The organism is Enterobacter sp. MGH85 (assembly GCF_001037655.1).
Taxonomy (GTDB): Bacteria; Pseudomonadota; Gammaproteobacteria; order Enterobacterales; family Enterobacteriaceae; genus Enterobacter; species Enterobacter intestinihominis.
In genome coordinates this window covers 2331405-2354673 of the sequence record NZ_KQ089925.1, presented here as the reverse complement: position 1 = coordinate 2354673, position 23269 = coordinate 2331405, and the positions used below count along the sequence as shown (strand labels likewise).

Annotated in this window: 25 protein-coding genes and 1 pseudogene; 2 read left to right on the top strand and 24 right to left on the bottom strand. The window is 53.0% G+C overall.

What is annotated here, in order from left to right:
- The first annotated feature begins 40 nt into the window (after window positions 1–40).
- Both SK51_RS11215 and SK51_RS11210 read left to right on the top strand, forming a co-directional pair.
- Window positions 41–970, top strand: coding sequence for a formate/nitrite transporter family protein (locus SK51_RS11215; protein WP_022648872.1), 930 nt, complete (start codon window positions 41–43; stop codon window positions 968–970).
- 262 nt (window positions 971–1232) lie between these two features.
- Window positions 1233–1499, top strand: a complete 267-nt coding sequence (locus SK51_RS11210; protein ID WP_048206713.1) for a DinI family protein — start codon at window positions 1233–1235, stop codon at window positions 1497–1499.
- 97 nt (window positions 1500–1596) lie between these two features.
- On the opposite strand, the gene SK51_RS11205 is transcribed toward SK51_RS11210, so the two are convergent.
- The 24 genes and pseudogenes from SK51_RS11205 to SK51_RS11090 form a co-directional block, all read right to left on the bottom strand.
- On the bottom strand, window positions 1597–2910 hold the full coding sequence (locus SK51_RS11205) for a phage tail fiber protein (protein ID WP_048206712.1): 1314 nt from the start codon (window positions 2908–2910) through the stop codon (window positions 1597–1599).
- A 59-nt stretch (window positions 2911–2969) separates the two neighbouring features.
- Complete coding sequence (locus SK51_RS11200; RefSeq protein WP_048206711.1) at window positions 2970–3935, bottom strand: DUF6453 family protein; 966 nt, start codon at window positions 3933–3935, stop codon at window positions 2970–2972.
- A 1-nt stretch (window position 3936) separates the two neighbouring features.
- Entirely contained in the window at window positions 3937–7530 is a 3594-nt protein-coding gene (locus tag SK51_RS11195) for a TipJ family phage tail tip protein (protein ID WP_048206710.1), read from the bottom strand.
- A gap of 52 nt (window positions 7531–7582) precedes the next feature.
- On the bottom strand, window positions 7583–8170 hold the full coding sequence (locus SK51_RS11190; protein ID WP_045347590.1) for a tail assembly protein: 588 nt from the start codon (window positions 8168–8170) through the stop codon (window positions 7583–7585).
- A complete protein-coding gene (locus tag SK51_RS11185; RefSeq protein WP_022650858.1) occupies window positions 8170–8880 on the bottom strand; it encodes a C40 family peptidase in 711 nt (236 codons plus the stop codon). Before SK51_RS11185 ends, SK51_RS11190 begins: the two co-directional genes overlap by 1 nt.
- A gap of 2 nt (window positions 8881–8882) precedes the next feature.
- Window positions 8883–9641 carry a phage minor tail protein L gene (locus SK51_RS11180; protein WP_006809150.1) on the bottom strand — a complete coding sequence of 253 codons (759 nt, stop codon included), beginning with the start codon at window positions 9639–9641 and terminating at the stop codon, window positions 8883–8885.
- The gene (locus SK51_RS11175; protein WP_022648745.1) at window positions 9638–9976 is read right to left on the bottom strand and encodes a phage tail protein; all 339 of its coding nucleotides are present in this window, start codon (window positions 9974–9976) and stop codon (window positions 9638–9640) included. Before SK51_RS11175 ends, SK51_RS11180 begins: the two co-directional genes overlap by 4 nt.
- 2 nt (window positions 9977–9978) lie before the next feature.
- Complete coding sequence (locus tag SK51_RS11170; protein WP_048206709.1) at window positions 9979–13443, bottom strand: phage tail tape measure protein; 3465 nt, start codon at window positions 13441–13443, stop codon at window positions 9979–9981.
- Window positions 13444–13650: 207 nt separating this feature from the next.
- Window positions 13651–13887, bottom strand: a complete 237-nt coding sequence (gene cor, locus SK51_RS11165) for a phage exclusion lipoprotein Cor (RefSeq protein ID WP_042863304.1) — start codon at window positions 13885–13887, stop codon at window positions 13651–13653.
- A 121-nt stretch (window positions 13888–14008) separates the two neighbouring features.
- Window positions 14009–14287 (bottom strand): phage tail assembly protein T, encoded by a 279-nt coding sequence (locus SK51_RS11160; RefSeq protein ID WP_023305929.1) that lies wholly within the window; start codon window positions 14285–14287, stop codon window positions 14009–14011.
- Window positions 14288–14295: 8 nt separating this feature from the next.
- Window positions 14296–14679 carry a phage tail assembly chaperone gene (locus SK51_RS11155; protein ID WP_001549114.1) on the bottom strand — a complete coding sequence of 128 codons (384 nt, stop codon included), beginning with the start codon at window positions 14677–14679 and terminating at the stop codon, window positions 14296–14298.
- Between the two features lie 32 nt (window positions 14680–14711).
- Window positions 14712–15131, bottom strand: a pseudogene (locus tag SK51_RS11150) (phage tail tube protein); the annotation flags it as partial.
- A 59-nt stretch (window positions 15132–15190) separates the two neighbouring features.
- Entirely contained in the window at window positions 15191–15538 is a 348-nt protein-coding gene (gene gp17, locus SK51_RS11145) for a tail completion protein gp17 (RefSeq protein WP_048206708.1), read from the bottom strand.
- On the bottom strand, window positions 15535–15984 hold the full coding sequence (locus tag SK51_RS11140) for an HK97-gp10 family putative phage morphogenesis protein (RefSeq protein WP_006809157.1): 450 nt from the start codon (window positions 15982–15984) through the stop codon (window positions 15535–15537). The genes gp17 and SK51_RS11140 overlap by 4 nt, the downstream gene beginning before the upstream one ends.
- Window positions 15981–16319, bottom strand: coding sequence for a phage head closure protein (locus tag SK51_RS11135; protein ID WP_016042205.1), 339 nt, complete (start codon window positions 16317–16319; stop codon window positions 15981–15983). The genes SK51_RS11140 and SK51_RS11135 overlap by 4 nt, the downstream gene beginning before the upstream one ends.
- The gene (locus tag SK51_RS11130; RefSeq protein WP_016063563.1) at window positions 16319–16645 is read right to left on the bottom strand and encodes a head-tail connector protein; all 327 of its coding nucleotides are present in this window, start codon (window positions 16643–16645) and stop codon (window positions 16319–16321) included. Before SK51_RS11130 ends, SK51_RS11135 begins: the two co-directional genes overlap by 1 nt.
- Before the next feature lie 33 nt (window positions 16646–16678).
- Window positions 16679–17836 carry a phage major capsid protein gene (locus SK51_RS11125; protein WP_047749348.1) on the bottom strand — a complete coding sequence of 386 codons (1158 nt, stop codon included), beginning with the start codon at window positions 17834–17836 and terminating at the stop codon, window positions 16679–16681.
- A gap of 2 nt (window positions 17837–17838) precedes the next feature.
- A complete protein-coding gene (locus SK51_RS11120) occupies window positions 17839–18516 on the bottom strand; it encodes an HK97 family phage prohead protease (protein ID WP_048206707.1) in 678 nt (225 codons plus the stop codon).
- A gap of 17 nt (window positions 18517–18533) precedes the next feature.
- Window positions 18534–19808 (bottom strand): phage portal protein, encoded by a 1275-nt coding sequence (locus tag SK51_RS11115; protein WP_048206706.1) that lies wholly within the window; start codon window positions 19806–19808, stop codon window positions 18534–18536.
- A complete protein-coding gene (locus SK51_RS11110) occupies window positions 19808–21322 on the bottom strand; it encodes a terminase large subunit (protein ID WP_048206705.1) in 1515 nt (504 codons plus the stop codon). The genes SK51_RS11115 and SK51_RS11110 overlap by 1 nt, the downstream gene beginning before the upstream one ends.
- A gap of 6 nt (window positions 21323–21328) precedes the next feature.
- Window positions 21329–21814, bottom strand: a complete 486-nt coding sequence (locus SK51_RS11105; protein ID WP_048206704.1) for a hypothetical protein — start codon at window positions 21812–21814, stop codon at window positions 21329–21331.
- A 150-nt stretch (window positions 21815–21964) separates the two neighbouring features.
- Window positions 21965–22165, bottom strand: coding sequence for a hypothetical protein (locus SK51_RS11100; protein ID WP_048206703.1), 201 nt, complete (start codon window positions 22163–22165; stop codon window positions 21965–21967).
- Window positions 22165–22506, bottom strand: a complete 342-nt coding sequence (locus SK51_RS11095; protein ID WP_048206702.1) for an HNH endonuclease signature motif containing protein — start codon at window positions 22504–22506, stop codon at window positions 22165–22167. Before SK51_RS11095 ends, SK51_RS11100 begins: the two co-directional genes overlap by 1 nt.
- 56 nt (window positions 22507–22562) lie before the next feature.
- On the bottom strand, window positions 22563–23150 hold the full coding sequence (locus tag SK51_RS11090; protein ID WP_407057360.1) for a hypothetical protein: 588 nt from the start codon (window positions 23148–23150) through the stop codon (window positions 22563–22565).
- Between the last annotated feature and the right edge of the window lie 119 nt (window positions 23151–23269).

The window sequence follows — 23269 nt, the reverse complement described above, 5'->3', positions numbered from 1 at the left end:
CGCTACGCTTAAATGAGCGATTACCCCCGAAGGAGCAGTTATGAAAGATATTAACGAAGAAAAAATTGGCGAGAACAATGAGGAACATGAGATTGAAAGTGAGGAGAAAGACCGGGGAGAAGAGATAGAAGTCGATGAGGATCGCCTGCCGTCGCGTGCCATGGCCATTCATGAGCATATTCGCCAGGATGGCGAAAAGGAGATGGAGCGTGACGCAATGGCCCTGCTGTGGTCGGCCATCGCAGCCGGTCTGTCGATGGGTGCCTCTCTGCTCGCCAAAGGTATATTTCACGTTCAACTGGAAGGCGTGCCGGGCGGTTTTTTGCTGGAGAATTTAGGCTACACGTTCGGCTTTATTATCGTCATTATGGCGCGACAGCAGCTTTTCACGGAGAACACCGTCACTGCCGTACTGCCCGTCATGCAAAATCCGACCCTTGGTAATTTTGGTTTACTGATGCGCCTGTGGAGCGTCGTGCTGCTGGGGAACCTGATCGGTACGGGCGTTGCAGCCTGGGCCTTCGAGTATATGCCAATCTTTGATGAACCGACCCGCGACGCATTCGTGAAGATTGGCATGGATGTAATGAAAAATACGCCGGTTGAAATGTTCTCTAATGCCATTATCTCCGGCTGGATCATCGCCACTATGGTCTGGATGTTCCCGTCAGCGGGCAGCGCGAAAATCGTGGTGATTATCCTGATGACCTGGCTTATCGCACTCGCCGATACCACGCACATTGTTGTCGGGACCGTTGAAATCCTTTATCTGGTATTTAACGGCACACTCCACTGGAGCGACTTTTTCTGGCCGTTCGCCCTGCCTACTCTCGCAGGCAACATTTGTGGCGGAACCTTTATCTTTGCACTGCTGAGCCATGCGCAAATCCGTAACGACATGTCCAACAAGCGTAAGGCCGAACTTAAGGCTCAGGAAAAAAAGGATAAAACTGCCGAAAAATCGGCGTGAACGGTGACTCTTTGACCAGTCAGGCGGCAATGCGCTTAACGAGAAGTGTAAATAACGCTATACTCTTGCCGCTTCGTCCCCTTAGTTAAATGGTTAAAGTGCACATTAAATTCAATTAACTGATTTTATTAAATATAAACACCAACAAACCAATTATTATGTACCCATATGTGTACACAAGCCGATTTAAACCTTTACTTGACGCAGCATTGCTCTGAAGCTTAAATACTGTATATCCAAACAGTAAACAATGGAGCACATAATGTTTGTTGAACTGGTTTATGACAAGCGAAATGTAGAGGGGCTCGAAGGGGCCAGGGAGATCATTCTGGCCGAACTGACGAAGCGGGTGAACCAGATTTTCCCTGATGCTGAAGTGAGGGTGAAGCCGATGCAGGCGAACGGCTTAAATAGTGATGCCAGCAAAAGCGATCGGGAAAAGCTGAACCGCATGCTGGAGGATATGTTTGAAGAGTCAGATATGTGGCTTGTATCTGAATTCCCTACCGTTCGCCAGGTTGGCCTTTAAATTTTACTCGGTTAATATTCCCCACGTTTGCTCGGGCATGAACACTGAGCAACCAGCCGCCGCCCGTCATATGTAATAGCGGTCGGCGGCTTCTTCTTCACGAGCCTTGTTTTTGTTCAGCTGATAATGCAATGGAGTCTTCTAAAGCATTTTTTGCAGCCAGTTGCTTTGTATTCCAGATACTATCAACTGGCATTTCTACACGAACGCTGACGAACTGGTGAGCCGGGATGTCAACCGGCTCACCATCTGCCAATCCATCACGCTCATTCCTGGCAAATGCTGGCGCATCAGGGTGAGTTCGGTGGTAGGTTTTCACCAGCACAGAACCATCCGCGCTAACCTCATAATCCAGCCATATGAGCGGTTGCTTATTCCTGTCTGTGGGGATTTCAAATCCTCCGTCGATACCGCCCCAGGCAGCGTCTGAATTGAGTGCTTTACAGCCTTCAATAAGATATTGCCCGACATCCAGACGAGTCACCGTGACGCCTTCTGATTCGTCGTTAGTTTCATACTTACCATCAGTGAAGATTTTGACGACCGGGGATGCCTGCTTTATAAAGCCATTGCTATCCACGACTGTGTTTTTATCATCGTATAATATCCTGCTGTGATTCCATCCAGTTGCTGCTGCACCACCAAAAATACGAACTTTGCCAGATGACTGAAAAGGCATTGAAAAAAGGCTATACGTATCACCTGTCCGGGCAAATATTGTCGGTGAATAGTTCCATATATTCCATGGCTCTGGTATCTGTGCATTATTTCGAAGAACTGTAAGCCCATATCCTGTCAATCCAGTAAGAAGATCATCCTGGCTCGTTGTGTTGAATATTAATGCCCCATCCGGACGACCAAGCCCAAACATGCCGGGCTGCATGACATTGTCGCTCGTTGTTCCTGTGTTTTTTGTTGCAGAGCTTCCCAAACCGAGGTTTGTGCGAGCGTCTGCATCATTCGTTGCGCCGGTTCCGCCGTCTGCGACAGCAAGCGCACCGTTGCTCCCTTTCTGTGCCAGTTTACCAATGCCAGGGATAGTTACGGCGGTGCCGTTGATGGTAACGGTGATGTTCTGGTTTGCTGAGGTGGTGGCGAACGTCTCCCAGGCGCCGATGTTCTCGTCATACTCGTTGATGAGCTGAGACATGCTTTGCGCCAGGCCGTCGACCGAGAGACTATCAGTAACAAGAATGCCGTACTTCTGGCCGCTCAACGCCGGAGACGCGGCAGGCGTAACCGTCAGTGACGTCGCACTGTTGATGGCCGTGATCTGAAACATCTGTACCGGGTTAGAAAGAACAAATAACGTCTGGCCAACCCGAATCTGGCTGGCGGGTGCCGCCCAGTTCGTGCCGGTGCCGGTGGCTGTATTTCCTTTAATGGCGATGGTGCCAGTGTTATAAAGCATATTTTCTCCAGGCAATAAAAAACCCCGCCGGAGCGAGGTTGATTAAAAAGACAGTTTATTCAGACGTACATATCGGGAAGAACGGGAAGGTTCAGTGGCGTTACCGTGTCATTACCAAAAATTGCATACCGCTCGCGCCCAAGATATTTCCCACCCTGAACTGAAGCACTGCCGTTCTGTATTTTTATTCCGAACATTCGATACACGTACATGCCATTTACTTCGTGAGCCATCAACCCGAACCTGCCCAGCGGAACATAGCCGCTGCCGATGCTCACGGCATTTTTCGAAGGCGTCCAGAGTTGGTTGAGGTAGACGAAAGGCCGCTTTGTCGTCGAAAACGTGCAGGCCCCGGCTGCATTGAAGATGTTGAGCCCGGTGCCCGGCTGAGGCGCCACGCCACTGGCAAAGATGACAATATCTATCGTGCCGGTCGTCGGAGCATCATCGTTGGTGAATGGAGGGCTGAAGAACCTGACCGTGTTGCCATCGAAATCGACTGTGTTACCGCTATTGCAGCGCCCAAAGACGATATATTTGGACTTGTCGTACCCCGCTATCGTGGGAACTGCCCAGCCGCCAGTGGGGACATTGACGGTCCCCTTCCAGATACACTGCCCTGACTGCGTGGCATTGGTTATTGAGGTGAAGTCAGTGCTGTTGCTTATGAGCAGTCCCACCCCACTACGCTGGCCTGACGGAAATATCTGCCAGAGGCTTCCGGGGAACGTGTACGTGCTTTCACGCTCACTGATGCTTACATCCTTCATCGTGGAGTTCTGCGTCACGCGTCCACCGGATATGGTGACCGAGTTCATTTTATGAAGCAGCCCTGAATCAAGATAAGCCGTCGCGTGAGGGATAAACAGCACCTGCGCCCCGGAAACATAACCGGCAACATCAGCGTACTTGGCTTTCTGGTAGCCACTGTCAAAGTTGGCCCCAAACGACGGGCATCGCAGGCCCGCAGTTATCTCCATGCGCTTTCCGCCGTCATTTAGTTCTATCAGTAGTCCTGTCGGCATTTTATGTCCACGTCCCCAGTACGATGCGGCCGCCACCCGGAATATTAATGGTTACGCCATTACCATTAATCACCGTTGTGTTGCCGGAGCCATTGAAAGAAAAATTACCGTTTGTGGCGTAAATCGAGCCGCGAACGGTCACGTTGTTAAACGTCGCGTAGCCAGATTTGTTGATGTGCCAGCCAACGTTCCCGGTGCCGTCCCAGGTTGAAGATTGGATATAGCTGCCGATCTTGGCGTTTCCAATCGTCCCGTCTCCAATGACCGTGTCCCGAATTATGGTCTGCCCGTTCTGGATAACGAAAGGAAGCGTAACGGTCGCTCCGGCCTGGTGAGTAACGGCGAAGCGGTCAGCCAGGAAGATAACCTGCGACTGCATGCCGGACGGCGTATTCTCCACGCCGATCCCCATCCCTGCGGCGTAGTACTGACCATTGCTGGATAACCCGACCTTGATGCTGTACATCGCCTTCAGGTCGCCGTTGACGTTCGCAATGGCCTGCGCGTTGGTGGTGATCGCTGAAGTGTGCCCGTTGATGGTCGCCGTGATGCCGTTTATCTGCGTGGCCGTGGCCTGCTGGTAATCGGAGAACGTCTGGTTCAGGCTGTTGATGGATGCCTTGTTTCCGTTCACGTCAGTCTGCAAACTCAGCAGCGAACGCGCCGTTGCCTCCTTCTCGTTGACGATCACCTCATCAATGCGATCCAGCTGCGCACTGTTACCGGCGACCGATGCCGACAGCGTTTTGCGCGCGGCCACCTGCGCCAGGTTGCCCTGAATAATCGCGATAGCGGAGTTCTTCACTCCCCCCGCCATGCCGTCCACAGACACGCTGATGTTATCGATGCGCTGGCCCAGCGCGGTATCAGCCGTCGCCACTGTCTGCTCAAGCTCGCTCAGAGAAGAAGACACATCTCCAACCGTGCTCGTCAGGTTTGTAACGCTGGTCTGAACTTCCCCGATATCCTGGGCGTTTTTTGCGATTTCCTGCGCCTGTTGCGCCAGTTCGTCGTTGGCCTGTTTGATGTCGTCAGCCATGCCAGCAATTTTTTCATTGCTGTCTACCGCGTTCTCGATCAGGTCTTTGAACGTATCGGAACCTTTCATGTCCTCCAGAATGGCATCGGTGATATCGGATACATCAATGCTGGCCTGTCCGCGCACAAAGTCTGTATACCCTGATTCGTTTCCGCTGCGGTCCACCAGCTGCGCGCGGTACCAGAAAATTTGCCCAGCCTTTAGGCCCATCTGCTGATACTTGCGCTGCGGATAGGGTACGTCTGCCAGCAGCATCGCATCGTCTTCCGTCCCGGTCAGACTGTACTGAATTTCCGTCTTCAGCGTGTCGTCGGTGTTCGCCGGGAATCCCCAGCTCAGCTCGATACCGAATACCACATTATCGGAAGCGATGAAGCCGACCAGTTTCGGCGGATTGCCCACTTTACCCGTAAGATTTACTTCTGATGATGTCGCCCATACTGATGAAACGTCGCTGGCGTTCACCGCCCTGACACGGACCAGATAGCGACCCGAGTAGATACCCTGCACTTCAAAGCCGAGAGAAGACGTTCGGGGCACACTAATCCAGTTGCCGCTGTCACGCCGCCATTCCGCCTCGTACGCAACTGCATCCTGAACAGAATCCCAGGCAACACGCATAGTGGTAATCGCAATGTTCTGGTTAACCGTAGAGTAACTGTCTACGACAATATCTCCTGGTGGAGCCTGAACCCCAGGTGGAATGACACTGACTGGCCGCTCGTCAAGTCTTGCGCCGGTATCAACGGCGGAATAGATATCAGGGTTGTAAGTCGTCCCGGTGACTTCGAAAGTGCCATCGTTGTTGTCCCGCGTTCCCGTAACACGGAAAAGCGCTATAAACAGATCGTCAGAGTCCACGCCCCAGTTACATTCAGCCTCCGGCGTTTCGCTGTAGGGTGTGGTGACAGTGACTGTGTTTCCGTTAACGGCCTGGACGGTTCTGGCCTGAGCTGTGCCTGATGGAAGATTCAAAAACAGCCTATTACCGGCTTTCACATCAGCAGCGCGATCGAGGGTTATGTTGCGGCCGTTAACCGCGCTCACCCTGCCGCCGATAGTTCTTCCGGCCAGCTCGTTAGCAGCCACGCCGATCACCTCACCAACAGGGGGAACGTCCATGCCCGTGCTGAAGGTCACCACCTCGCCGATACCGTTGGTAAGCAGCGCCCAGCGCCCCCGCCGGTTTGCCTCTGACTGCCTGGTGCAGCCGATTGCAGTCATTTCGAGCTGACGATAATCGAAGCGCATGGCCAGATCGTTATCGTAAACAGGCTCAGGCGTGTCTTTGTAGTGGTTAGCTGGGTCAGACCAGTTCACCAGCGCGGCAGTGTTTCGGGTGGTTTCACTCGGATCCGCAAAAGTAAATTTTCCTTCAACAACGCTGGCGTGGTTATAGATGTGCCACACATCCCGTGGCATATCAGCCAGGACATACATCTTATTGTCGCCCCAGTACGTCATGCCGCGAAATATACCCGCCAGATCACGAAGTACGGTCCAGGCGTCATTACGGTCCTGGATATAAACGTTGCAACGAAAACGAGGCTCCGTCCCGCTGCCGCCCTTGCCGTCTGGTACCAGTTGATCGCAATACTGGGCGATGCGATAAAGTTCCCATTTGTCTATCTGATTCGCATCGATTCTTTGACCCAGCCCGAAGCGCTCGTTCAGAATGATGTCGTAATAAATCCAGGCAGGGTTATCCGTCCACGCCCATTTAAATACGCCCTCCCATGTACCAGAATAAGTGCGGGTTTCGGGATCATAAGTATCAGGTACACGGATGATTCGCCCTTTCGGATTGCACACAACCTGAGGAATGCCATTAGGGAACTGCTTTGCGTCAAACTCTACATACAGCAGCGCTGTGTTAACGTAGCGAATTTTGGCGTCAATAATTTCAGTAACGGCCACAACGCGCATGGTGTCGACGATATTCATGCTCGTGGAATCCGGCGTGATTCTGCGAACCCGCAACTGCCATCCAGTCGAGGCTTTCGGAAGATTGACGCGGTGACTGCGCTCATAAAGCGACGTGGTTTTGTCATCAACAGCACCGTTAACCACCGTTTCATACGGCCCGCCATCGACCGACAGATCGATAGCATACTCGACGCGGGTGCCGACTTTATCACCGTTGTTTTTCTGGAGTAAAAGAGTTGGCCATCCCAGGCGAATTCGCAGCGCAGAGAGCTGCGTGTTGGATACCGCGCGCACGTACGGCACAGCCTGTTTCAGCTCATATGAAACCTGAAGTTCGTTTTCAATGCCAGGGAAGCCCTGAATGTAGTCCTGGTCCTGAGTACCGGAACGGAACTCATATTTCACATTATTGAAGTTATAACTTCCGTCGTCGTTCTGAAGAGGCGTGTATGAAGATGAGTCACCAAGAAAAATATTTTTACCGTCAAGCCCGCCGGCGAACTCACCCTCCCCAAGAGCAATCAGCACCTTTGCCCTTGCAATGGACTGAATGCTGTCCGGTGCTTCAACGGGCGTTCGGGTCTGGTTGCTGCCACCTTTACCGCGGCCTTTGATGATTGTCGTCGTCATATCGCGTCCATAAAAAAGCCACCGTCAGGTGGCATGCAGTACGTGGTTTGGTTTATTGCTGATCTTCTGCATAAACCCCGGCGGATATAATGGCGCCGCCAATTTCCCGTTGCCCATAAAGCAGGGGGACGGGATTGCCAGATGCCGTCGTGTTAACGGGACCACCAAACGCATAGGAGGGTTTGTTATCAGGTTCCTGGCGCATTCGCAGACCTGAAACCTGAGGAGAGAGCATCTGCACTACACCGCCAACGGCCATAGAACCAGCTGCGGCATATAGTGCCATTTGTGTGCTTGCTGCCCATCCTATTGGGTTCCACCAGGTGAAGGCCGCAATTGCGGCGGCAGTGACAATTTGAAAGAGGCCCGCCCTTTTACTACCGCGTATGACAGGGATAATTCGGAGCTCATCACCAGGCCCAAGAAGTTCAAACTCTTCCTTGCCTATGTTTATTTGGTTTCGGAAGATGACAAAGTCCAGCCCTTTCGCTCTGGTCTCTCGCAGGTAGGCATCAAATCCGTCAATGGTGTTAGAAAGTGCCCTGAACACTTCGCTGGCCGACGTTAGTGCGCGGCGATGTATCCTGCCAAATCGCTGAGCCATTGAGCCGCTGAGTTTGATAACGGTTTTTCTTTCCATTACATCAAATCCTTATAACGCAGAATTTTGATGGTACGGTCACGGTAATAGCCACCGTAGGGAATACGCTGGCTTAGCTGGCCATACATGTGATGCAGTAGCATATTGCCATCAAGCAAAATCCCGGCATGGTTCGGGACGGTGGACTGTACCTGCATGATAACCATGTCACCGGGCTGAGCGGGACCGTCGTACTCACGGAAACCGCATTCCTGCCAGTTGTCCATATAGAGGTTTTCACCCTGCTCCCACCAGTGCCGATCTACGCTGTAGTTGGGCAGTTCAATTCCGTGTTCGATGCGGAAATAGTCCATGATGAGAGACCAGCAGTCTGCATGCCCGAGCACAAACTGGCGTCCTGTGAGGGGACGGTCTCCGCGAGGCATGACGGTGCGAATGTCGCCCTCCGGCCACGATGCAATAATCCAGGGCAGTTCCGTGGCATCACACATCAGCATGTCGAGCTCGCTCGGCTGGGTTGTTGCCCCGTCGCCGGGGTGACTGTGGACGATCGCCACCACAGTGCCCTGCTCTTCGGCGGCCGCATAATCCTCAGGATTGAGTTCAAATTGCTCAGTCGGCGACTCAGCATTATTTTTGCAGGGGATGTATTTCTCCACCCGCCCCTTCTGAATAACCACGCCACAGCACTCCTCGGGGAAGGATGTGGCGGCATGCGCCAGAATGGCGCTAACTGTTTTGTCGCGCATGATTATCCTCTCAGAAGTGAAGCGCCGGGGAACCCGCCATAATCCAGCTGTTCATTCTCTCCGAAACGAGGTTTGCAGCCCGTTGACAGCAGTCCGGAGCAAACATCCTGTGAAGGATCATCCACCCGGTTGCCGTCTTTATCGAACCAGCCGTTTTGCCCGGCGTAGGTGCAGCCGTTCCCGGTTTTGTACCAGCCCCGCATGCACCACGTGCACATTGGCTGAATTTGCCGGGTCGGAATAAGTTGCCCGCGCAGATCGGCTGGACTGGAAAGCTCAAACTCTACGGTTTCATCGTCCGATCCTGACTTACGGTCGATGTAATAAACCTGTTTGCGCTCCTCGTTGGGATTCGCAGTCGGGTTCCCATCAGGGAAGTTTCTGGCGTCTAGATAGTGTGCGAAAGTGTCATGGATGATCACCTTAGCTTTAGCCATCCCCTGAAATCTTCGGCACAGCGCGCCAATCGTACCGCTGATGTTTGCCACGGTGAGAGACGGCCGTGAACTCTGGCCGTCACTGCTTACAGATATGCCGGTCAGTTCATACGGCCACGCGCCATACTCCTGCCCCTGCCACCACACCGACTTCGGCTCAAGTTTTGACTCGTCGCCGCCTGCGGCGATGATTTCCGCCTCGGTATGCGGGATTGTCTCGTTGTGAAAGCGAAGAATACCCGCACCGAACGCTGAGCCGTCCACCTCGATCAGGCGGACGCGCTTACCCGGTTCCAGTTTCTGGACATCAGATGAAATACTCATGGATGGTATGCCTGTATGAATGTGCTGCTGAGGGTGTATTTTTTGTTGCCGTGGGTAGATATCTGGAAGGATTCCGCGCGCCATAAACCTGAAGGCTCAAGCGGCGGCTTCCAGATAAATGACTTCCACCCTGCATGTCTGTTCAGAAAGTTTTTAATGGCCTGAATGTAAGCCTCGTCGCCGGTAAAGCTCACGCTCCACTGAGGTGTTACCGGGTTGATGCCGTCCCCGGCCACCTGTGTATAGCCATCACCAAACTGCGCCTTTCGGGTACGAAAACTTGTATCAACCTGAGAGGCAACCTTTGGGCACCAGCTGAAGGTTTCGACTGCCATGGTTAAACTCCCTTGATTAATCGCCACAGAGGCGAGCCCGGCATGCTGGCCTGTTCGTTAATGACACCAGTGATGGCATCCTTAAGCTGCCTGCCTGCTGCTCCGGCAGTACCCTGACTGGATGCCTGTGGAGATCCGCCCTGAATATTGATATCGCCGAAGTTAACTGAAGGCACACCGCCAGAGACCTGCGGCATCCCCACTGCGCGAACGGCAAGATCACCATTAGGTGCCCGCGTGAGGGGCATGATTGCTTCAGGACCTGCCTCGCCGAAAATCCCTGCGCCTTTGGCAAAAGCAAACAGCTGAGGCGTCTGGAAAACGCCATTGCTGTAAGCGCTCAGGGACGGAGAGTCGTAAACGTTACCCTTCGCATTAAATGTGAAGTTCGCGCCAGCATTCTGAATAGCGGTACCGCTGCTGGCGGTTGCGGCTGACGAGGCACCAAAACTGAACAGTGATCCAATTGAGCTGACGCCATTAGCAACAGCCATGTTCACCAGAACGTTCTGAATAATCTTCAGTACGCTCACGCCCCAGTCCTTCCAGCTGTCAACGTTGCCATTGAGCATGTCGGTGATCGTGGTGACCGCGCCACCCATAGCCTGCTTCATGCCGTCAGCGGCCATGGAAGAATAATCAGTAGCTTCGTCCACCCAGTTCGCATAACCCTCAGACAGTCCCGTCATCCAGTCGTCACGCTGCGCATCAGAAGCTGCGTAATATCCCTCCTGGTCGCGCAGGCGCTCTTCGAGGTAGCGCTTATTAAGTGTCAGCCCCTGCTGATAGAACGTCTCGTCGATTTCACCAGCCTGACGCTGGCGGAGAAGATCGGTATTCTTCTGCTCAAACTCCTTACGCAGATTGAACTGCTCCTGAAGTCTTTCACGGAACCTGGTTCCCTGCCCGTAACCAAGCAGTTGCGCTTCATTAGCTGCGCGGGCGCTGGCGTTACTGTCGGCAAGGTTGGCTTCGTAATTTCGCAGTTGCTCACGCAATTTAACCTGGTCAATCAGCGCTGCATTCTGCAATACCGTCTTTTTCTGGGCTTCCGTCAGAGAAGCAAGTTCGCCCTGGCTGACCTGATATTTAACCTTCGCCAGTTCAGTATTCTGACCTTGCAGGGCGATCTGCTCTTTTTGCTGCTTGATAAGGCGCTTATACACATCCTCTGTTTTCTCTCCTTCGGTTTTACCGCCCTTCGCCTTGGGTTTGTTGGCCTCATTATTCCGCCATTCAGCCAGACCGTTATTAATCAACTCCTGACGTCCAGTCTGGAATTGTGGATCACTGGTTAACCCCAGGTCATCGGCTGCATAACTCAGCCGCAGGCGCTCTTTGGCCTCCCCCTTCAGGCGTGACAACTCCAGATCCCGGCGGCTCTTTTCGATGGCATCGGTTTGCTTTTTGTCGAGGTCTGCCTGCGGGAGTCTGAGCGGGACGTTAGCCAGCCCCTGGCGAGCCATGAGAAGTTGATTGCCCAAACCAAGAAGTTTATTAAATTCAGTATGCTGCCCATTCATCATAATTAGTGACTGATATACAGCATTCTGACGCCAGGCTTGCTCACGTATCAAATCGTTACGACGCCGCTCTATTTCTTCGAGGGCCTGCTGAATTCCGCGAGACTTATCTCGCATATCATTCAATTTTCCCTCTTCAACCGCGAGTTGATCAGTAACAATCGCGATAGCGCTTAAAATATTGGCATCGTTCTCGCTGGTAATGCCCGGCTTACCACGGGAGGCATTAAGATCGTCAATTTGAGACTTCAGGTCACCAACCTTCCTTGCTTGCTCATCAATCAGACGATTTTGCTCGACAAGGGCTCCAACAGTCCTACCACGGTTGTCATCCGTTTCCGATAAGGACATGCGAGATGTTTTCTCTCTAATCTCGTCAATTTGACTGGCATACTCCTGTGCAGAACGACGAGCCTGCTCCTGATTCTGATACATCGCATACCAGGCGCCTGCTCCCAGCATCACCAGCCCAGGCACGCCACCAATCAAGCCAAGCGCACCACTCATCAGCCGAGTACCGACAGATGTTACGCTATTGAGATTGCTCTGAGTCGAAACGCGGTTTGCAAGGTTCCGGCTTAAGGAGGCCTGTGTCGCGGCCAAACGCCTTTCTGCAACAGCCTGGGCATCGGCGTTTTTTGCGGCCACCAGCCCTGCCTGTGCACGTTCAAGCGCAGTTCTGGCTCTGACTTTTTCCGTAGCGGTGCCAGTTGCAAGAGCAGTAGTCAGCCTGGCTTGAGCTGCTGTAACCTTTGCTTCCGCTGCCGCAATTTTCTCTTGCTGAGCAGCTTGGACATCTGCGCTTCGTGAACGCTGAACAGCTTGCTGGGCTCGATAAACTTCAGCCCTTGAAGCTGCAACAGCAGACTGAGCCGCTTTATCCTGCGCAACAGCAAGTGCGACCTCTGACTTAGCCGCAGAAATTAGCGCGCCGGTTGCGCTCGTGGCGCTAGTTACTACTCCACTGAGATACCTTGCCAGCCCAACACCAACAAGCGCACCCGCCACTGTTGTGATCGTGGACATATTGTCTGCAACATCACTCAGTGCGCCACTTACTGCCGATGATGTAAATGAATCAAGCGTTTGGGCAACCCCGTCCAGGCCACCAGATAGCGCATCGGTAGCACCTGTAGCCTGGTTGACACCGCCAACCCATGCCATGAACGAGTTTGTGACTTTTTGCAGGGATCCGGAAACTGTTTGCGGCATGCTGGCAAACTCACCCTGTAATGAGCCCAACTGGCTCATTAATGCAGGTACAACCTTATCAATCGTAAGTTGCCCCTGGTCAGCCATGCTCTTCAGGTCTTTTCTGGCCACGCCCATTCCGGCGGCAAGTGCGCGAATAACACGATCACCTGCTTCGTTAACGGCGTTGAATTCTTCACCACGAAGAACGCCTTGTGCGAGCGCCTGACTGAACTGAGTGATAACAGAACTCGCCTCCTGAGTGTTAGCCCCAGAAAGCTTAAGACCGGTAGAGACAGCTTCTGTAATTTTCAGAACTTCGTCAGAGCTATAACCGTACTCGCGCATTGAGGCAGCTGCGCGAGAAAAAAGGTTTGCGTTATCTGAAAATGCCGTGCCGGTTCTTTGGCTTATTTCCATTAACTGCCGCTGAGAGGCAGCAAAATCATCAGCAGAAGATGAGGCCTGCTTTAGACGAGCGTTTACTGAATTCCACTCATCGGCAATCTGAACAAGTTTACCTGTCGCAAAGGCAGCTGTAGCAGCGGCTGCTGCTCTCCCTACTGATGCAAATCCATCAGTCAAATCGGATAGAGCCCTTTCGCTCTCACGGGCGGCGGCGGCGGCCTGTCGTCCACCATTTTGCATGGTACGGTAATAGTCTTGCCCCATACGTGAGGCGCGGGAAATTTCCGTCTGGAATGACTGCGAGTTAGCGGAAATTTTGATTATTAATTCGCGTAAGGTTGCCATCACATTTCTCCAGGCGAAAAAAAACCCCGCCGGAGCGAGGTTTAATTTGTTGCTGCTGTGCCGGGTGCCTCCCGGTGAGTCCTCCAGTCAAAGAACTCGCGATCTCGTTTACGTTTCTCATCAGAGAAATTTGACTGTACGCCCATCCGCATAGGTGGATTCACAGCAGCAACATTATGCTAACTTAGGAGTTCGTATCTGACAAACTCATTTTGAACAAGTATTGGATTTGAAATTATTGGCTGCGACCCACTGCCAGTTAAACGGATAACCAGCTCGATACTGAGTTTGTTCAACCACCTTACGAATGCCATAAATTTGCACCGTTGTTTCTTGTCCGCCAACCATGGCCACACCAGAACAAATAGGGTCCTGTTTATCAAGCAGGCCGGCACAACCTGAAAGCACGCTAGAGATACCCAGGGCCAAAATAAATCGTTTCATTGCACATCCTCTTAGTTTTTTCTCAGATTAACAGCAATTTATTTTGGATTAAACTCGTGTTAAAGCAGGCTCGGGATTGTAATCACCAAATTTCTTTAGCCAGAGAGTAAAAAGAATGTTCTTACTGTGTCGCAGCTGTAAGTGCAGCCTCAAGTCCTGCAAACGGGTCTTTTGGTGCTGATTGCTCGTCACCACCCCAGCGCAGGATCGCATCGTCCAGCGGTACTTTTGCCCCCTGTGATCCGTAGATGGCAGAGACGAGCTGGGCGGCCTGAATGTCCCCGCGAATATCGCCAACCGGACTTTGCCTGTCGTACTCAATCCACATCAGAAGCTCGCTTGCCGTCATGTTCTGCCGAAGTTCTGATAGCGTGCGCCCCATCCGGAGCGCAAGCGACATCAGAAACTTTACGCCGGGGGTTGAGACTTTTCCCGCGCTTCGTCCGCGTTGTTGATCAGGTCAAGCGCCTGTTTTAGCAGGCGTGAATGGACGGGGCCGTAGATTTCACGCACCTGCTCTTCTTCATCTACGCTGAATACCGGTTGCTTATCGGTGTCACACAGAACGTCAATGAAGAGCACAACGTCAGCGCAAAGATTACGGTGTGCCTTTTCCGATACTGACACATTTTCATCATCAGCACCCGCTTTCACCACTTCCTGCCAGCGCAGCCAGGCTTCACCTGACGGCTCACGGAGAACCACTTTGACGCCTTCCCACTCAGGAACGGCGACCGTCTTATGACGAAATCCCGACATCTTAGCCAGGGCGAGATTTTTAATATTCTTCATGAGACCTCTCAGGAGCCAGACTCGATGTTTTCAGGCTTACCTTTCAGGCGCAGGGAGAACGTTGCCGCCACTACGCCGTTGGTACCGGAAGACCAGGTGTGCTGGCGGATTTCAGCCAGGAACTTAAAGCCCTTGCCGGACGGGAAGATAACCTGGAAAGCGTAGGTCGTATCGTTGTCATACGCTTCACGCAAGGCGTCCTGCGCCGGATTCTTGTAGAAGTTACCGGATAGAGAGATTTCTGACGGAGAAGGCAGGCCGTTGATGTTCTCCTGCTCGGTAGAGCAAAGCGTTGTTACGTCGATATCCTGCTTCTGACCACCGGTGAACTGAATTTCTTTGATGGTGCAACTCAGATCGAGGAAGGTTGCGGAATCCATCGTTTCTTTGGTGGCTGGCAGAGAGGAAATAAGGATCTTCGTCAGCTGCGATTTTTCATAAAGTGCAGACATAGCTGTCTCCTGGAAAAAGAAAACCCGCCATCAGGCGGGTTCGTTGGGTGAATTAATTGTCAGGGGGTAACCCTGAAATCGAGGGTCATGCGGTAGAGTCGTCGATGGGGCTCGTATCCGGGGAGCCTGGCGACCTCCGTCGGGTTTAGTGGCCGTAGCGCCACTAGAGCATCTTCCACGAGCGCGCGCGCCTCTTTGATGGAGGTTGAGTAAGCATCTACCTGAATGGAAACCCTGCTCTCTGCCTGGCCACACAGCACGTCAGCGGAAACATCATCGACGATGGAAAAAATAATCCAGGGTGGCGAGACAGACGGCTTTCCGTCACTACCTAATGGTGCAACGTAGGGATATACCCGCCCTTCTGCCAGGGAAGAAAGCAAGGCGTAGATATTATCTTCATTCACTTGCTCAATACCTCATCAATAGCCTGATTCATCCTGGCAATGGCGACGCTGGCGGCCTCTTCCTCGCGCGTATCGTAAGCGGGTCGTACAAACGGATGTGCAGGCATGTTCGCAGTGCCCAGTTCTACAAAGCGCCAGTAAAAGGCGTTTCTCGGGTTATTCGCCTTCATCGTGTTATCGCTGTTGCCGGTGCGCGGGTTAACGCCACGAATATGGACGCCGGAAGAAATCTCCCCGCGGCGGCGGCTTTTTTGGGTCACCACCACCACGTTTTTTTTCAGTTTCCCGGTGCGCACTGGTGCGCGTGCGATTACTTCTTCCTTAAGCACTTCGGCACCGGCGCGCGTAGCATCACGCAGGACCTTGTTGTTTTCAGCGCGGCTAAGCGCCTCCAGGTCCTTTGCGATGTCATTTAACCCGGAAAAATCGAGGCTCGTCTCAATCATTTTTCAGCTCCCGTTTTGCAAAGAATTTCCAGGCGAGTGCCGGTCGCATTTGCTACAGGAGGACCGATGATATTTAGCACCTGACCTTTATACGGGCCGCTGAGCACTTCCAGACGAGAAGATGCATTCAGCTCTGACCTGAAGCGCATCCAGACGCGAATGGTTGCCTGCGCCGTTTCCGCGCCGCCTGAAAGCTGCTCTCTGCCGCTGATCCCCTTTACCTCAGCCGGGACCGGGTTGCCACCAGTCCACGATTCAACCGGCTGACCAGATGGATCGCGCGAAGTCGTGAAGGTGAGAATTTTTACCCGGTGCCTGAATCGTCCAGGTTCCATCAGGAGCCCTCCTCAGGTTCAGATTTTCCGCGCCAGTTGCGATGGATGAACATCATGCGTTCTGCTGCGGCGTTCTCATAAAGCTGTACTTCGCTTTGCGCGGTGCGGTGTTCAAACATGTCAGCAAAGACAAGGAGAACGGCGCCCTTAACGGCTGCAGGAATATCAGCTGCAACTTTCCATGCTGGTTCATCGCACCAGCGTATGCAGTAGTCAAAAGCTGCCTGAGCGTACAGGGTGATCAGCTCGTCCCTGTCGTCTTCCTCAAATTCAATCTGCTGCTTAAACAGGCGGAGGCCAATTACATCCAGAACATCTATCGCCATAAGTTAAAAGGGCGGGTCACCCCGCCCCCTCCATCATGAGCCAGAAGAGAAACTGCCCTTGATGATTGCCGTCGGGCGATAGTGCGCCAGCGCCAGGCGCTCTTCGCACAGGATGGTCAGCATGTTTTTCACGAAGTTATCGCGGTCTTCACGGCTGACTTCAACGGTGGCATCCATGCGATCCCAAACCTGAGAGGCCATATCGAAACCGCCAACCGTAAAGGTACCGGCGGCCTGAGCCTTAGTCGGAACCACTGGCAGGCCCCACATGATGTTGCTGGTAAACGCCTGAGGACCACCGAAGATATAGCGGCCTTCGTTGTCTTTCAGCAGCGCAATGTTGTGCCAGTCGCGCGGGTTCAGGACGATACCGGAAGCGCTAAACTCAGACTCTGTCACCTGGTAAATAGCGTGAGCGATAATGTCAGCGCGGGTGTCGCCAGTGGCATTCAGCGAGGTGTCGTAGGCGGTAGCCACTTTGTTCAGACCTTCCAGGTTATCCCCGGTACCGTCGCCGTTCAGCAGCTGGCCTTCTTCCTTCAGCGCCAGACCGTACATGAGGCGGTTATTGACGTATGACTGCAGCATTGGCGCATCGTCCATAACCTGACGTGACGCCTGCACCCAGTGGGCGATGGTCTTCACGTTCGCGGTCTGTTTGCTGAAGGTAATATCCGATTCAGGTTTCAGCGCTTTCTCCGCCACCACATCGGCGTTATTGGTAAACACCTCTTCACGGACGTATTCCAGGGAGTTACTGGAAATGCGGCCCTGCGCCAGCAGATCACGAATGGTCAGACGGCGCAGGCCCGGCATGATGATGCCTGGAACCTGCATCGGCTGGATCAGGCTGCCTGCAGAATCAGAATCACTGCCCAGCGACTTGTTAAAGGTTTTCGCGTCGAAGCTGCCTTTGCTGCCGTTCCAGGACTTCTGCAGCTCTTCAGCAGCCCGTTCGGAGAAGGATTTCTTCTCACCCGGATTTTCGGCACCGGAGGCCAGTTTCTGCTCAAGATCGAAGAGGCGAGTGCCGGATTTGGTCAGTTCTTCCTGTACTTTCGCAAGGTCGGACTGCAGCTGCTTGGAAACCTGCCCAGTGCTTTCGATTTCTGCTTTCTGCGCATCGAAAAGCTGGGACATTTTCTGCTGTGACTCTTCGATAGCTTTTTGAATGAGAGCGAGTTCAGACATAATTAATTACCTAAATTAGAAGGGAAAGATTTGATGCTCTGAAGCAGAGCTTTGATTTGTGCTTCGTTTCCGTCGCCCTCGGACTCGCTCCGAATCGCTGACTTAAACCGGGCTATTAGCCCAACTGCCTGTGATTTGGTGAGCCCGACTGAATCCCTCAGCCAGTTCTCCACATCACGGATCGTTTCAATGCCATCGACACTTTTCATGGCTGAAATGCCAGCCTGTTCGTTGGCCGGGAAGGTACAAACGCTGATTTCACGCAGGGCCTGAATATTCTTAAAAATGCGGCCGGTGGTAGTGATGTTGTAATCGTCTTTCGCAACTGAAAAACCAACCGACATCCCCTCAACGGTACCGTGCTGCATTGCCGCTTTCAGGTCGGTGGCGCCGCTGTGCCCTGGCGTCAGTTGACCACGCACATACAGACCTTTTTCGTCTTCGGCCAGGCTGTCCCATTTACCAACCGGCAGCTCCCACGTCTTGTGGTTGAAAAACATCGCCACTTTGCGGGTCTGGTTCGCCAGTGCGTTTTTAAACGCCCCGGGCAGAATGATGTCGCCATCGGAATCGGTGTTATTAAAAACAGAGGCGTAGCCTTCAAAAATCCCCTGTTTACCGTCACCGGTGAATTTGATTTCTGTCTCGTCGAAGGACAGCGTTTTTACGATCTCAGGCATTACGGCCCCCATAAAAATTAAGCCCCGTTATTACGGGGCTCTTTGTTGGTTCCTAAATCGGTGATCGGCACGTATTGCGACTGGCGCATAGCCACATCTCCACCCGGCAATGGCGGGAGGTTGTCCGTTCGTCGCATCTCGTTGATGGTGCGTAGCCCTGCCTCTCCCATTGCCTTCATAAAGGCAGCGCGGGATGCCGAATCGCCCCTCAGCAGGCCGTCGAGATTGTGCTCAGCATGAATGCGGCCAACATCATTAGCAGGAATAAGCCACCGCTGAATGCTGTTTTCCCACCGGGAGATATAGGGCTGCAGGGTGTACTGCAGGAAGCCGAGATTCTGCTGCTCGATGCCCGATCCCCAGCTCGTTGATTTCTCGACGTCGCCGACAAGGTGAGGCGGTACGCCAAAGAATCGCGCCAGTTCACTTACCTGAAATTTTCGGGACGCCATCATTTCGGCATCCTGCGGCGTTACGCCAATTGCCGATGTGGAAAAGCCCGCTTCCAGAATCCAAAGGCGTTTTTTAACCGGGCCGCCGGCGATCTCTTTGAAGTTCTCTTCGACCTGCGAGCGCTGCTGTTCAGTTAGCACTTTTTCGCCGGTTGAGAGGATTTGCGGAGACTTGGCGCCATTGGCAAAGAAATCTCGCTGCTGGTCCTCCATCGCAACTGCCACACCTGCCGATTTACAGGCAAAAGCAATGGGGGACAGGCCGACCAGCCCGGTGAATCCGAAGCCTTTAAGGTGAAAAATCTCTCTCTGCGAAAAGTCGGCGTATTCGCTGTCGCGCTGATAGCGATAAACCACTTTTTTTCCGACGAGTTTCACATCCATATTGGCAGACTGAAGCGGGAGAAGGCTGATCACGTCACCCGCGCTGTTGCGGTCCACCAGTGCATACGCGTTACCGTAGAAACAGAGCTGCATCGTCATGGCCTCCCTGAATTCCTGGGCGGTCATGTACTGATTCGGTGAGTAGCGCAGCAGTCGCGCCAGCGGATTGCTCAAACCCACTTTTTTGCGGTTGTCATTCTGGTCGGTTTCGAAGACATCAAGCGGTAAGCATGCCGTGAGCGTTGAAATCAGGCTCACGCAGCGCCAAACCGTCGAAATTTGCAGTATCCGTTCATCGTTAATGGATGAATCGCCCAGGTGTCCGTGGGCCGAAACAGGCCCCGTCTGTGAGCCCTGATTTGGGGTGACTAAACGCCCGCCGACAAACCAGGACTGCAGCCTTGCCCACCAGCCGTTATTGGTTCGCAGGTCAATCGTGTATTTAGGTTCTTCCATCACATGCTCAGCGGTCGGAAAATGAAGTCATCGAAGTCACCACCCTGTTCGGTAACTTCCCCATTAGCAGCACCAACGGACATTGTCATTGCGACCATGCCATCAATACGGCCTGTTGCTTTGGACTTATCGAGCTTGCGGTTGCCAGCAGCATCTTTCACCACCACCGCATTCACAGCACACATCGTTAATACGGGGTGCATGCCATGCCTCACGCGCCCGTTAAGCATCAGAGACTCCAGCGTGTCTACAGCTGGCCCCATATCCTTAAAGCCCTGGCCGAACTCGACCAGCGGGAGGCTCAGCCCAATGGCATCGGCATCCTTCCTGAACTGGTCAATACGCCAGCGGTCAAAAGCCATCGAGGTAAGGTCGAAATCACCGATAATTTCTGCGATATCCGCAACGACGAATGAGTAATCCACCGAAGCGCCTGGCGTGGTGCGCAGCAGCCCCTCTCTCACCCAAACGTCATAGGGTGCGCGGTCCGTTTTGGTTCGCTCTTCAAGAGTCTTTTGCGGTGTCCAGAAGAAGGGGAAAACATCCCAGACACCATCATCTGCTTCGCCAGCGATAACCAGCGCCGTTAAGTCGTTCCTGGCTGACAGATCCAGCCCCGCGTACCACTTCCTCGGGGTGTTAATCGGCATCTCTCCGCAAAGCTCCCACGCGCTACGGGAGATAAATGGCGATACGGTAGAAACGCGCTGATTGAGGTTGAGATTTCGGAAGGTGTTTTCGAAGCTTGGCATTCGGCCTGCTTTCTCGGCCTGGCGCGCCATGTCTTTTTCTGACCTGAATGTTCCCAGTGCCGGGTTCGCAGCCAGCCAGGACTCGCGTTTGCTGATATCAGCGTCCTTTGGCGCTTCATAAACGTGGCACACGATGTGCGGATCTTTCGATTTGACCGCATCATCAATCCAGATGCTCAGCAGGTCAGCATCGTTTGCTGCCTGCGTACTGATAACAATCAGCAGCGGGTTTTCATGGGCCCCCTGCGCGGTAGTTATTGCATCGATAAAATCATCCTGCGGCCCCCTAACCTGCCCGGTTTCATCGAGAATGGCCAGAATGGGGGAAAGGCCGTGCGTCGTCTTACCTTCTGCGGATAAAGCCTTGTATTCGACGTTACACGGCAGACCGATCAACTTTTTGCCGCTCGGCGTAATGTGCACTATCTCCTGCAGACTGGGGTTCAGGTTAACCATCTTCACCGCGAGGTTAAAAACGATGGCTGCTTGTTCCCGGCTAAGTGCACCGCTGACAATTTGCGTGTTCTGCACCGCTTCTGGCCCTACCAGGTGTGCCAGCAGGATTCCGGCGATTAAGCCTGTCTTCCCATTTTTTCGTGCGATGCTGAGGATCGCCATATCCGTTCCGGCTGGATTGTCGTAAACCGCCAGGATGAATTCTTTCTGAAAGGGGTCTAGCCTCATTGGCTGACCGATAAGCTTGCCTTCCGGCACGATGCAATAGCGCTCGATGAACGCTATTACACGCTCACCTCGCGTCATAGTCTTTTATCCGTGCTTGGGAAAGGCGATCAGGTTGTCGTCCTGGCCCTGATGCTCGTTTTTCGTGTTTCGTGCATCACGATCATTCTGATTGCGTTTCTTCTGGTCGCGGCTTTCACCGTTGGTTGCGTGGGAATGGATCTGCAGGTCACGGCGCTGAGCCAGGATAGTTCGCTGCAAATCAGGAATTTGTTTGCGGAGATTTTTAATCAGTGCCTCATTTCTCGCTTCACCGCGCGCGCGTTCTTCTTTACGCAAATCTCTGCGTAAAACGGTGAGATAGAGCTGGTTATTTGCCAGTTCTACGGCGGCCAGAAGGTCGGCTGGCGTCCAGCTGTCCAGAGCTTTCGATCTGATATTGTCATGCCAGAATGGTTCGGCTTTTTTTTCCAAACCTGCATGGGACGGAGGATCGATGGTGTCCACTGATGCATTTTTCATGGCCTGAACCGCTGCCGCCGAACTGTCGGAACGGGTTCGTTTATCTGCCATATGTCAACACCTTAAAACTAAAAAAATCGGGTTAGCGTTAAAATCAAACTTTGGCGGCGGTCATTTGGGGCAAAGGTTTTGAAGATTTGATCCCCCCCCTACCACTGATGCGATTCATTCTCACTTGAGATCATTGCATTTGAAATAATTTCATTTTGTTACATGTTCCAATTCATCGCACTGAAGCTCTGCACCAATCAAACCGAGTGCAATCGTCGCCTCGCCATCAGGATAAGTTGCCAGTACTTCACGGATGGCTTGCTCTGCCTTCTTCACTTTCGACTGGCTCTCTTCAGGCAATGAAGCAATAAGCCCTTTGAACATCAGGATCGTTTGTTGGTCTTGTGTCATTACGTGCTCCAGTGAGAAGCAGGATCGAGCGGGTAGCCGTTTGCATCACAGCCGATGACTGTGCCGCTCTTCTCCATTCTCTGCTTCGTTGAGTCATGATGAGCTTTGCACAGTGGCTGCCAGTTCTCTTTACTCCAGAACAGGAGCTGTGCTTTCGATATAGCCAGCGGGTTACGTGACTTAAGCGCATCTTTAAGTTTGTGGGGCTCGATATGGTCAACCACCGTTGCTGGGGTAATCCGCCCCTGCTGCTCGCACATCACACATAGTGGGTGCTGCTGCAGGAAACGCAGGCGGGCCTTATCCCATCGGCTGCCATATACGCGAGGCTCTTTGTTCATGCCAGTCTCCATGCGTGACGGTGCTCAAAGTGAGGAAGGATGGGATAAACAACAGCTTATGCCAGCCTCCATGCGCGGCGGCGTTCTGTCCTCGGCTCGTTGTCAGGGTGACGCTCAACCGTCGGGAGGTCAGCGTGATCCACCAGCGAGTAACACGGATAAATTACTCGGCCACCGAATGCCTCACCAACGGCGTAATCAGCTGCCAACGTTTTATTCCATGTGCTGAGCATGCGCGCCAACCTGCCCTGAGGAGGGCTATAACATACGCCGTGAATCAGCTTGCTTAATACGATGTGGTCACCACAGACGCGATCCGCATCCACCAGCATTCCGGCAATCTCTTTCTGATACTGCGGCGGTCGGCCGGTACCGAGATAAAAGCTCAGCATGTCGTCAGGAAAGCGCGCTATCCAGTCCGTTACCGTCTCGGTGAATCCCTCAACCGGCAGCGCGTCGTCTTCTAACACCACTACCCGGCAAGGTTGCTCAGCAGCCCATTCGATAGCGCGACGATGATTCCAGTTCGCGCCGCGGTTACCGTCATCAATAAGCAGATGAGCATCCAGCAGCGCTGCAAGTCGTTGTGCATGAACTATGCGAGAAACATGGCCGACCACCACAAACTTAATCTCTTCAGCCACCAGCGAATCTCCAATAAAAAAGCCGCACGATGGCGGCTACTGTCTGAATATCAGGGTGTTGCTCCGCTTTAACCCTGGTTAAGGTAAGCATTCAGCCCGTCAGTGGTGGGACACTGGCG